Here is an 11,961-nt window from a genome sequence, read left to right as displayed (position 1 = left end):
GGTTGCCGGAATTTCTCTTAATTACCAGGTTCTTACCGGCCCGGTATCAATGTGAACAAAGTCACTGCGGGGGTAATATCCTACACCACCTGCGCGCATTTTTAATGCTGCTTTGCGTACATTGCTGAGAGAAACGCCTTCAATATGGAAATCCATCGCCTGACCCAGCGTGTGGTAACTGTGTTTCGCCACCCCTTTGCTGTGCGAACGCAGGTCATTATTGGTCGCCAGCGAACGATAACCGGAAATCAGCTGCACCGGTTTACGGGTTTCCAGCATCGCCTGCAGACGAAAAAGCTGATCGAAAAGTTTGGGATCGATGCTTTTGACCTTGTTCGCCCGATAATCACGGAAAAAGTGATTCAGACGCGATAGCTCATCTTTGTCATAGCTTTTGCCGTTAAAAAACTCAGTTTTAAGGGTTTCACCGGTATGAAGATTACTGAGGGTAAGAACGCGAGGACGAGGGGTAGAAAGCGTAGCAAATGCCTGACCGGGCAATAGCGCCAATCCACAGGCTGCTCCACCTATTGCCAGTAACCGACGGCGTTGAGAATCGAATTTATCCATGAAATGCTGATACCTGAAAGTAAAGACCGAAAACGGGCAAAAACCACACAAAGCCGAACCATAACCGCCGTGTAGCCATCCGTCAACCCACCAGCCAGTAAACTGCGGTCAGTGTCGGATCCTCAACGCGCAGGGATTAAAAAGCCGGGACGTTGCCCGGCTCTGTTTGTTACTGAATTTTCAACTATTAGAGTAATAGCTGTCCGGCACGCGCCAGCGCCTGTGAGCCTGAGCGTGCAGTGGCATCATAATTGTAAATATCTGTACGAAACTGCGGCTGACCGTCATCGGCCACCCAGGCAGTCAGATAATAGAGGTTAACCGGGATACGGTGGCGAATAGAAACAAAGCGCGTATTGCCCTCTTTCAGGGTGCTGGAGATACGGCTGTCGTTCCAGCCGGCGTCCTGCAACAGCAAATTGGCTAAATCAGATGCCTTGTTCACCCGTACGCAGCCCGAACTCAGCGCACGGATATCTTTCTGAAACAAGCCATGGTTAGGCGTATCGTGCAGATAGATGGCATCTGAGCTTGGCATATTGAATTTATAGCGACCCAGCGAGTTACTGCTGCCTGGAGCCTGTCGTAAGCGGTAAGGGAACGAAGCGGCGGATACCATACTCCAGTCAATCATGGAGGGATCGATAACCTCTGCATCATTGCTCCAGCCGGATAACAGCGTGTAACCGTGCTTATAAAGGTAGGATGGGTCGCGTTTTACCTTCGGAATAATATCCTGGCGCACCAGCGAGGTTGGCACATTCCATGGCGGATTTAACACCACATTATTCAGGGCGCTGCGCATCAACGGCGTTTTACGATCCGGACGACCCACAATCACCCGGGATGAAAGAATTTCATTCCCTTCAGAATAGTAAACCAATGAGTAGTTTGGAATATTCACCATGATGCCGTTATGCATATCATCCGGCAGCAGTCGCAGGCGTTGAATATTCAGTGCCAGCAACGAAGCACGCAGCTGCGGCGAGACGTTTAACCAGTCACGCGTGCGTGGACCAATCGCGCCGTCAGACGCTAATCCCTGCCACTGCTGGAAGCGCTTCAGCCCTTCCACCAGCTCCGGGGTATAAATATTGGCCGAGGTGCTGCTGATGGCCTGCGGCAGAATATTGCTGCTCTGTTCCGGGGTATTCACTGGCAAATCGGCGACGCTGGTTGCCGATGGACTCACGGCAACTGCAGCCTGATCAGCCGGCTGAGGTGCGACAGCGACATCGCTCAGCATCCCGGTGCGCTGTAAAATCTCGCGTAGTGCCGGAACATCCTGACTGATTTGCCCCGGCCGCAGGGTCTGTTTATCGCTCAGTTGCGGCCACGGACGATTATCCGCCAGCAGGGTTTTTAGCGCCTGATGCATGCGCGTATATTGCGGATGCTGAGGAGCCAGCGACACCACAAAAGTTTTCAGTGCGCCCGCATTAGCGGCTGTTTGCCACTGATTGATGACTGAAACCGGCGGCAGCGTCATTTTATACGGCACATTACTGTATAACCATGTCTCGCCCTGAACCGGCACGCTGGAGACAAACTGCAAATAGCCCAGCATTGCGTCAGACAACACGATATCCCGGGCCAGCCCGGTAACTTCAGGATCGGTTAGCTGTTGAATCCACTGTGTGAACTGTGGCTGAACGCCCGAAATCGCCACTTCAGCCAGCTGCTGTTGAAACTGCTGTACCGCCTCGCGATCTTGCCACAGCGGCTGCATATCACGCGCCGCATACAGCGATGCCAGCGATCCGAGATAGAAAGGTTTAGTGGAATGAGGAAGCGCCGCGAGGATCTGCGACTGGCTCTGCGCGGCGGTCATGATACTGCTGGCCGAAGAGGCCGGCAGTGGGGAGTTTATCGCGGCTGCAGCACTGTACACCTGGGCAAGGCAAAGCACGATACAACACCCTAAGGTCGCTTTTTTTAAATTAACTCTATTTGCCAGCAACATCCTTTGCCCCCTGTGAATTCTGTTGAGCTGCAACAGGCAAAATGTTTACCCGCCAGGCTATTAATTGTTGTTATAAGTATAGAAACTAAAACGGCATTTGCCCGTCCGAGGGCAAATGCCATTACCAGATTAATCCGACAGCAAATTTTTTACTATATTTGCGCCCGAGATTTTTCAGTATCGGCTTGAGCAGCCTCACCGTTCGTCAGCGAATGACTGGTTGGAGACGGCTCAGCCGAGAAGCCACGCAGGCCGACCACATGCACGTGTTCAGTGTTCTGGAACACTTTACGCACCAGCTTATAGGTAGTGCCTTTTTCCGGGCTGATGTTCTCCGGCGCGGCAATAATCAGCTGCATCTCGAGGCGATCACATAATTCAAACAGCGTGGCGATCGATTTAGCATCCAGACGCGCTGCCTCATCAAGGAACAGCAAGCGGCAAGGAGAAATATCTTTGCCGCGCAGACGACGCGACTCCTCTTCCCAGCTCTGCACCACCATCACCAGAATCGACATGCCGGTACCGATCGCTTCACCCGTTGACAACGCGCCACTTTCTGCACGCAGCCAGCCGTCTGAGCCACGGTTAACTTCGACTTCCATCTCCAGATAGTTACGGTAGTCGAGCAGCTCTTCACCGATGGTCTGCGGCGTCCGTTGCCCCATATCAATGTGCGGATTCAGGCGCTGGTAAAGTTTCGCCAGCGCTTCAGAGAAGGTCAGGCGATTGCTGTTAAACAGATCCTGATGCTGCTCGTGCTGCTCTGACAACACATTCAGCAGCGTGGAATGCGCCTCGCGCACGTTAACATTAAGGCGCACGCTGCGAACCTGACCAAAACTGACGGCCTGCAAACCCTGGTTCAGCTGACGAATACGATTCTGCTCACGCTGAATGGTCTTGCGAATAATATTCGACACGCTACGCGAACTGATCGCCAGCATTTGCTCACGCGCGGTCAACTCTTCCGTCAGGCGGTTCAGTTCGATTTCCATCTGCTCGATCGCTTCCACCGGATCGTCAGTACGAATAATATCCTGACGGATACGCTCGCGCAGATGCTGGTAAACCGCGATAAAGAACTGGATTTTACGTTCCGGTCGCTTTGGATCTTCCGACAGGCGCAGCACGTCACGCAGATGCTCGTTATCGGCCACCGCCAGACGCAGCGCACCCAACGCCTTATCCGACATTGAACGCAGCTCGTCGCCACCCAGATACGCCAGTTCGCGGCGATGCAGGCGGCGCTCGACGCCGTTGTCTTTTACCATGCGCATCACCGCACACCATCCGGCTTTCGCCGACACCACCTGCTCACGATTCTGATGATAGTCGCGCTCCAGACGGCGCAGCTTCTTCTGCAACGCATCCATTTCCGCTTCGCAAAAGGTCAGCTGTTTCTCCAGCTGATTACGGCGGGCACGGTTATTACTTAACGCGCTGTACAGCTCATCACGGCGAATACGCGCACGTTCTTCGGCACTGGCATCAGCCTGTACGCCGATATCCTGCATCTCCTGATGCAGCTCTTTCAGCATGTCACGCTTGGCATCGAAAGAGCTTTTCAGCGAGGCTAACAGCTGTGAATACTGAGTCAGCTGCGCCTGATGCTGGCGCAGCTGATCGCGCGCACGCGCACGTTCAGACTCCGCATGCTCCAGACGCTGGCGCAGTTTCTCATTTAGATCGCTGTTGCCGGTCAGCATGCCGGCAGAATCAACATAGCCAAAGTGGGCGCGACGCTGCGTCACTTCGGTCAGAGCAAAGGCCTGCTGGCGCGCATCGCGCTGAATTTGCTGCGCCTGTTGATAATCAGCTTTCAGCTGTTCGTGCTGTTCCGGATCGCTCTGCAACACCGAGACAATCGGCTCCAGCCGCGTCAGGCTGTTGCCATGCTGCTGGATAAAGCGCGAGGCTTCATGCGCTTCATCCAGACGCTCACGAATCTCTTCACAGCGGTCCTGCAGTGTTTCATCCGTCAGCAGAGTCACGCGTGGCAGCAGGCGGTTAAGCTGTGCCACCCCCTCTTTCGCCAGTTCATATTGCTGACGCTGCTGCTGGTTCTCATTTTCATGGCTGTTCAGCGCGCGCTCTATTTCCATGCGGCGACCGTTCATCTGGCGAATCTGCGCTTCCGGATCGGCCTCAAAAGCCACCGCGAGGTGACTGCCGATAAAGCGGCTGAACGACTGATGCAGACGCTGAGTTTTCTGCACGTCAAATGAAAGCGTGGCGTACTTTTCCGCCAGCTGCTCACGCTCGGCATGCAGCAGTTCCAGCTGATTTTCACGCGCTGCACGGCCAAACAGAGGGACTTTCGGGAAGCGCGAGTAACGCCACTGGCGCTCGGCAACCTTCACCACAACGGCTTTTTCCAGCTCTTCAACGCTGAATACGCTGTCATCAAATGACTGCGGATCCCCTTCGATCAGGTAGAGATCTTCCGGGCACTCTTCCAGTCCATCCAGTTGCTCACGCACCAGCGACAGATCCGGCACCACGATAGCATGACGCGACGGACCATACAGCGCCGAGAAGTAAGGCGCATCATCGAGCGTGACGTCGTCATAAATTTCCGACAGCAGTACCCCACCGAAACGCTCAGCAAGATTATTCAGGCGCGCATCTTCTGCACCGCCAGGCTGGCTCAGCCTTTCGATCTGTTTCTCGATATCCCGTTTACGCGCGGCAACTTCATCGCGCTCCACGGTGGTTTCGCGTTCACGCTCCAGCAGCTGTTGCATAAACTCGGTGACCTGCTGGCTGTTTTCCAGCGTCTGACCGGTCTGCTCGCTGAGCTGGGTCAGAATCTCCTGCGCTGCCAGCCAGTGCGGTGCACGGGCGGTCAGATTGTTGATGCGTTCACGCAGTTGATCCAGCTCCTGACGCATTAACATGCGGCTTTCACCGGCGTCGGAAACGCTCTGCGACAGCTGCTCGATCTGCGCTTCCAGCTCGCGCTGCAGTGACTCCAGCTCGTGGGCATCGTACTGCTGCCCCTGACGCTTGCAGAACTCATTCAGCAAGCGTTCGGCATCCTGCTGTTCACGCAGGCGCTGCTCCATCTCGCTCAGACGCAGGCGCAGTGATTGCAGTTGCTCTGCATGATGGCGCTGGTTTGCCGCATCACGCAGCAATTCACGGCCCGTTTGCCAGGCTTCGCTGCGGCTTACCGGTCCGGAAATTTTATTGACCAGCTCGAAAGCCTGCTCAAACTGGCTGTGCGCGGCAGCCGCCACGCTCATTTTCTGTTCCAGCATTAACAGCTTGTCAGTCGCTTCCTGCTCTTTCGCCTGGAAGGTTTCCAGCCACTCTTCAGCATTGTCGACCGAAAGCTCAGGCAGGCGACAGATTTCCTGTGCACGTTGCAACGCCTGCAATGCCTGCTGATACTGGATGGCACGGGTTTGCTGCACATCAAGCGCCTGCTGATAATCGGCCAGCTGACTTTTCAGCTCATCAACTTCCAGTTCAGCGGCTTCAGCACGGGCTTCATTCTCTTCCTGCACCTCACGCGCTTCCGCAACCACCTCATTTTGCTCTTCCAGACGATAAGTCAGCTCATCGAGATCGGCTTCATAGCGCTCGATTTTTTCCTGCTGACGCATCGCGGTTTGCACCAGATTAAGGTGATCGCTGGCACCCTGATAATCCGTTTCCAGATCGCTTTCTGCACCGTTATGCTCAGCCAGCTCGCGCGCCATTTCGATATGGCGATACTGCTCGGTGCCCAGCTGTTTACGGCTGCTGAACAGATCGTTACGCAGCAGCAATGCGCCATCAAGATGGATACGGCGTTCGTTAGCATGGCGCATATAGTCTGCCGCCACGTAGTTAGTGGCTTCAGAGATCAAGTGCTTAAACAGATCGCGATCGGACTGCGTGACGCGAATCGCTTCCAGCGTCATGCGGTTTTCACGCAGCGCTGCTTCCATATCCTGGAAGGCTTTACGCACGCCGCTGTTTTCCGGCAACAGATAGTCGCGCAGTGAACGAGTAATCGCGCTGGAGATACCGCCGTACAGTGAGGCCTCAATCAGACGATAATATTTACTGCGATCGCCCGCCGAGCGTAAACGACGCGCCACGATGCCCAGATCGAACATCAGCGAGTGATAATCAATGATCGAGTTAAACTGCTTAAACTGGACGCCTTCAATCGCTTCAAGGCGATCTTTGAGTTCGTTCAGCGGCAGTACACGCGCCTGACGCTCGTTCAGCGTTTCGGTCAGAATTTCCGTCGGGTTCATCGACGATGGCAGGCCATGAATACTGAATGGCTTGATATCGACCTTTTTATCGCGACCGGCAACCTGTTGCAGACGCACGCCGACGATCACGCGCTGATGGCGCGAGTTGACCACGTCCAGCGTCGAATAACAGACGCCCGCGCGCAGCTTGCCGTGCAGACCTTTATCGCGCGAGCCTGAGGTTGCGCCAGCTTCGGTGGTGTTACGGAAGTGCAGCAGGGTCAGATCGGGGATCAGAGCCGTAATAAATGCCGCCATGGTGGTTGATTTGCCCGCACCGTTGCCGCCCGACAGCGTCGTGACCAGCTCGTCGAGATCGAAGGTTCGTGCAAAGAAGCCGTTCCAGTTAATCAGCGTCAGCGAGCGAAATTTTCCGCGTTCAATCATGCCTGTTCATCCTCCGCATTGTCTGACGTAGTGCCGTCTGTCTCGTTTTCGTTTTCATCGGCTTCATCAGTTTGCGCCGTACCGGTTTCGATCGGCATCGCTTCACCGTCACGAATCATTCGCAGCTGCGCCTCGCGCGGATCGTCACCGCTGCGCACATCGGCGCCAAAGCGGAATACGGATTCGTTGATACGAAACTTAGTGCTGTCGTTACCCATAAACCACACCATGCCAAGACGGCGCAGGCGATTTAATGAGGCACGGGTTTTTTCCTGTAGTTTCTGCCGATCGAGATCGGAACCGGTGGAGCGCTGGTTGACCAGCTTCAGCAATTTATTTTCGTCGGCAAGGCTCAGCAGCTCGTCATACAGCTCCTGCTGAGTAAAAATACCTTCGTTCGCCAGGCGTTCCGGGCTGAGATAGAGATAGCAGAGAATCTTCCCGACCATCATATCCAGCTCGGACAGTACCGAACGTGGGATTAAGGTGGTGGAACGCGGACGCAAATAGAAGAAACCTTCTGGCGCACGGATTAACTCGACGTTATAGCGCGCATAAAACTCTTCCAGAAACTCCTGATAATCCATCAGGAAAGCGTGATTATCCAGCTCTTCAATGCCGATATGGCGCCCTGCACGTAACTGGCTATCCAGCGCCGGGAAAATCGGGTTAGCCAGGGCCTGGGCCAGCTTAACCGGCATCACTTGTTCAATATTTGTTGATGACATGTGCCTGCACCTTGGCTCCGTAATCATTAATAGCCTGCCATTCTGCTGACAAACCTGAGAAATCTGCTTCGGCCACGCCTAAACGCACGGCCTGATCGACAACAATACGCGCCACGTCGAAATGACGAGCCCGTGGATATTGCGCCAGATAATCGCGCATTACCGTACCTAAGTTGAGCGGTTTTTGCTGCGTTTTGTAAATCTGCAGCGCTTCTTCAATCATCGCTGCAAGCTGCTCACGAATTTCATTAAATTCTTCATATTCCAGCTCAGAAGGCAGCTCGCCGGTCACTTCTTCGCTGCGCAGCGTCAACTCTTCGTCACGCATATCATACAGACGATCGGCATTGGCGTGGGTCAGCGCCCATGGCGCGTCAAAATAGTTCTGCACCGACTGGCGCAAACGCTGGGCAAACACCCGGTTTTTATCCATATCGATGGCGGTACGAATAAATTTATGCACATGGCGGTCATAGCCAATCCACAGGTCAATCGCCTGCTGGCCCCAGCTGATAATACGATCGAGTTTGTTTTGCAGGTCAAATACCAGCTTATCAACAAAGCCGAGATCCGGGCTGCTCATGGTGGCATCCTGAATACGCAGCAGGTTAGCCTGGAGCTTATCGCCCGCCGCTTCCAGCGTATCCTGCAATTCACGCAACGTGCCGGAGGTTTCTGACAGCAGCAGTTCACAGCTGGAGATCGCCGCACGCCAGTCCTGGTTAAGCAGCTGTGCGATATCGTCTTTCACCGCCTGCTGCTGTTCATCCATGATGCGCTGCGTCATATCGATACTGTCGAAAATTTCCGCTACGGAATATTTTAGCGGAGCGAAAACGTTACGATGCCAGTGGAATTCGTCGCCATCTTCATCCGCTGCATCTGCCGCGCGCTTCAGCTCCTGCGCGACAATTGACAGCTGCATCGACAGGCGTAAGGTGGAGAATTCGCGCTGGCGTATATAGTAGTCGGTAATGCCGATCGCCAGCGGCGTCAGGCGGTAGATTGCATTGCCTTCGGAAATTTCGCTGGTAAAACGATTGAGCAGGCGCTGACGCACCATATCATTGATGGCGTTATTGGCGCGCACCAGCACGGTTTCATTGGTTTGTTCGAAGGCCTTGCTGACATGGCGAAAAGCGTCGATCAGTTCGCCTTCACTCATTTCGCCATCCATGCGCTCGCCGTTTAGGGTGGCAATGGCCAGCAAAAATGCCAGACGTTCGGTCGGTAATGAGACGGAAAAATCATTTTTTCGCGCCCAGGCAACCAGTTCCGGTACAGTCTGGGAAAATTCACTCATAGTTCGTCCTTCTGAATGGGTTTCCGCGCTGTGACGTGGATATAACGCCCCAAACTTAAAAATGGTTCTTGCCGACAATAACGTTGCTCCATTGCCAGCACTTCCTCGAATCTTTCAACCTGCTTCTCTTTATCGCGCATATAGTCGTGGAAAACGCGGATTCCCGCCCGCTGCTCAATCACAAAACCGAGCTGCTGTAGCCAGTCATAAACCCTCTCGGGATCGCGCGGATAATCAGGTGATAACGTTTTCCTTTTGCGCTTGCGCAAATCGGCCTGCAGATAGCCAAAGTTGCCGAGCGTCAGCGTGCGCATGGTGAGGCCATGCAGATTGTAAAACATCAGTGACAGTACGCCACCCGGTGCCAGCGTATCATACAGTGCCGACAGAACCTCTTGTGGCTCTGCCACCCACTCCAGCACAGCGTGAAACAATACCAGATCAACCGGCTTATCCAAATGTTGGCCAACCTGCTGGGCGCTAATTTGTTTAAATTGCATGTTATCGCTCACACCTTTTTCTTCGGCATGAGCTCGTGCACGCTGTAACATTTCGCCGGAGAGATCGCACAGCAGCACCTGATGTCCGCGTGCTGCAAGGCCACAACCGGTTTGCCCTTCGCCACCGCCGGCATCCAGAACCGAAAGCGGGCGCGCTGGCAGCGTGGTTAATAACGCCTCAAGCTCCTGCCACAAGATGGCCTGACGGATACGCCCTTTGGTGGTACCGTAAATGTTTTGTGAGAATTTCTCAGCGATATCATCAAAGTTGCGATCCTGCATAGCTCGGCTCCACGGATTCTGCCGTAATAGAAACGACTATTTTGGCATACACTGGCAGAGAATGAACCTTTCACTCATCGCTTCGCTCCTGGATGATGTTTTTTCGGACAAAAGGAGTCCGTTTTAATGCTTTTTACCGCTAAAAAAGTCGTCGGTGGCCTGCTGCTGCCCCTGCCTTTGCTGCTTGCCGTGATGGCAATCGGCATTTTTCTGCTCTGGTTCGGCCGCTGGCAGAAAACCGGCAAAATTATACTCTCTTCTGGCTGGTTAATCCTGCTGTTAATCAGCCTGCAACCGGTAGCCGATCGCCTGCTGAAACCGCTTGAAGATCGCTATCCGACGTGGAATGGCGGCCAGAAAGTGGCTTATGTGGTGGTGTTAGGCGGAGGCTACACCTGGAATCCGCACTGGGCACCCGGCTCCAATCTGATCAACAACAGTTTGCCACGGCTGGTTGAAGGAGTGCGCCAGTGGCGCGACAATCCGGGATCGAAAATGATTTTTACCGGTTACGCCGCACAGGGTAATCCTGTCAGTACTGCCGAAGCTGGGGCGCGAGTGGCAAAGACCTTAGGCGTGCCGGATGAGGCGATCATTACGCTGAATAAGCCAGTCGATACCGAAGAGGAAGCACGGGAAGTGAAGCGGGCCATTGGCGACCAGCCGTTTCTGCTGGTGACTTCGGCCAACCATATGCGCCGGGCGATGAACTTTTTTCATGCGCAAGGGCTGAAGCCGATTGCCGCTCCGGCGAATCAGATGGCAATTGATTCTCCCTTAAACTGGTGGGAAAAAGTGCTGCCTTCCCCGCTATACCTGAGCCACAGCGATCGCGCCTGGTATGAGTCGTTGGGGCTGGTGTGGCAGTGGCTGAAAGCCGATAAGATTCAACCTGCGGAGTAGCAGGATAACTTTTCGGCTTCGATCTGCCGGCAGGCAAGAGGTAGGGTTTTGACCAGGGCGGCGGGAGAACGCCGCCCCACTAAAGAGGTTACTGCATCGCCTCGCGGACCCGCTGTAAATCTTCGGCTGTATCAACGCCAACGCTGGGAATGGCTTGCGCCACATCAACGTGGATCTTCTCGCCATACCACAGCACCCTGAGCTGCTCTAACAGCTCAATTTGCTCCAGCTGGCTCGGCTGCCAGGTAACGTAACGGCGGATAAAACCGGCGCGATAGGCGTAAAGGCCGATATGGCGCAGGAAAGTATCACCGATGGTGTCACGCGATTTGGCAAACTGCTCGCGATCCCAGGGAATCGGCGCACGAGAGAAATACAGTGCGTGGCCCTGCGCATCCCTGACTACCTTCACCGCATTGGGATTAAACGCTTCTTCGGCGCTGTCAATCGGCACCGCCAGCGTCGCCATACCGGCGGATGAGCGCGTCAGGTTATCCGCAACCTGGCGAATAATCACCGGTGGAATTAACGGTTCATCCCCCTGCACGTTAACGATCACCGTATCATCAGCAAACTGATAATGATCGATGACTTCCGCCAGGCGTTCGGTTCCGGACTGATGGTCGGCACGCGTCATACAGACTTCGCCGCCGGCAGCTTGCACCGCCGCAGCGACATCGGGATGATCGGTGGCAACGATAACGCGATCGGCACCCGATTCCAGCGCCCGCTCCATCACATGGATTACCATCGGTTTACCGTGAATATCCACCAACGGTTTACCCGGTAAACGTGTCGATGCAAAACGTGCCGGTATAATGGCCACAAAACTCATGGATTAGTCTCTTCCAGCGTCATGGTGCGCGCTTCGACTTCCAGCAGCACCGGAATGCCGTCGCGTACCGGGAAGGCCAGACCATCCGGCTTACAGATTAGCTCTTGCTGTTCTTTGTTATAGTAGAGTTTGCCGTTACAGACTGGGCAAGCCACAATTTCGAGTAGACGGTGATCCATGGTTCCTCCGTAATGGACCCAATTTCATCAGGAATCCAAGCATATCACAGCCGACTGG

The 11,961-nt window shown here is 54.3% G+C and carries 9 protein-coding genes; 1 reads left to right on the top strand and 8 read right to left on the bottom strand.

Annotated features, from left to right (window positions below; all coding sequences use genetic code 11):
* Window positions 1–21: 21 nt before the first annotated feature.
* From RIN69_RS08340 to cmoM, 6 genes are all read right to left on the bottom strand, one after another.
* Window positions 22–570: a YcbK family protein gene (locus RIN69_RS08340; protein ID WP_313856773.1), complete on the bottom strand. Its 549-nt coding sequence runs from the start codon at window positions 568–570 to the stop codon at window positions 22–24.
* Window positions 571–757: 187 nt separating this feature from the next.
* Window positions 758–2,533 carry a L,D-transpeptidase gene (gene ldtD / locus RIN69_RS08335; RefSeq protein WP_313856772.1) on the bottom strand — a complete coding sequence of 592 codons (1,776 nt, stop codon included), beginning with the start codon at window positions 2,531–2,533 and terminating at the stop codon, window positions 758–760.
* 152 nt (window positions 2,534–2,685) lie between these two features.
* Entirely contained in the window at window positions 2,686–7,173 is a 4,488-nt protein-coding gene (gene mukB, locus RIN69_RS08330; protein WP_313856771.1) for a chromosome partition protein MukB, read from the bottom strand.
* Entirely contained in the window at window positions 7,170–7,901 is a 732-nt protein-coding gene (gene mukE, locus RIN69_RS08325) for a chromosome partition protein MukE (RefSeq protein ID WP_313856770.1), read from the bottom strand. The genes mukB and mukE overlap by 4 nt, the downstream gene beginning before the upstream one ends.
* Window positions 7,882–9,204 (bottom strand): chromosome partition protein MukF, encoded by a 1,323-nt coding sequence (gene mukF / locus RIN69_RS08320; RefSeq protein WP_313856769.1) that lies wholly within the window; start codon window positions 9,202–9,204, stop codon window positions 7,882–7,884. Before mukF ends, mukE begins: the two co-directional genes overlap by 20 nt.
* Window positions 9,201–9,986 (bottom strand): tRNA uridine 5-oxyacetic acid(34) methyltransferase CmoM, encoded by a 786-nt coding sequence (cmoM, locus tag RIN69_RS08315; RefSeq protein ID WP_313856768.1) that lies wholly within the window; start codon window positions 9,984–9,986, stop codon window positions 9,201–9,203. Before cmoM ends, mukF begins: the two co-directional genes overlap by 4 nt.
* Before the next feature lie 126 nt (window positions 9,987–10,112).
* Between cmoM and elyC the strand changes: the two genes are divergently transcribed.
* Window positions 10,113–10,889: an envelope biogenesis factor ElyC gene (gene elyC, locus RIN69_RS08310; RefSeq protein WP_313856767.1), complete on the top strand. Its 777-nt coding sequence runs from the start codon at window positions 10,113–10,115 to the stop codon at window positions 10,887–10,889.
* Window positions 10,890–10,977: 88 nt separating this feature from the next.
* Here the strand turns inward: elyC and kdsB are convergent, their stop codons facing one another.
* Both kdsB and RIN69_RS08300 read right to left on the bottom strand, forming a co-directional pair.
* Window positions 10,978–11,724, bottom strand: coding sequence for a 3-deoxy-manno-octulosonate cytidylyltransferase (gene kdsB / locus RIN69_RS08305; protein ID WP_313856765.1), 747 nt, complete (start codon window positions 11,722–11,724; stop codon window positions 10,978–10,980).
* Window positions 11,721–11,903: a Trm112 family protein gene (locus RIN69_RS08300; protein WP_313856763.1), complete on the bottom strand. Its 183-nt coding sequence runs from the start codon at window positions 11,901–11,903 to the stop codon at window positions 11,721–11,723. The genes kdsB and RIN69_RS08300 overlap by 4 nt, the downstream gene beginning before the upstream one ends.
* Window positions 11,904–11,961 lie beyond the last annotated feature (58 nt).

Origin of the sequence: Winslowiella toletana, assembly GCF_032164335.1 — a bacterium.
Classification (GTDB): domain Bacteria; phylum Pseudomonadota; class Gammaproteobacteria; order Enterobacterales; family Enterobacteriaceae; genus Erwinia; species Erwinia toletana_A.
This window is presented reverse-complemented; position numbering and strand designations above follow the sequence as displayed.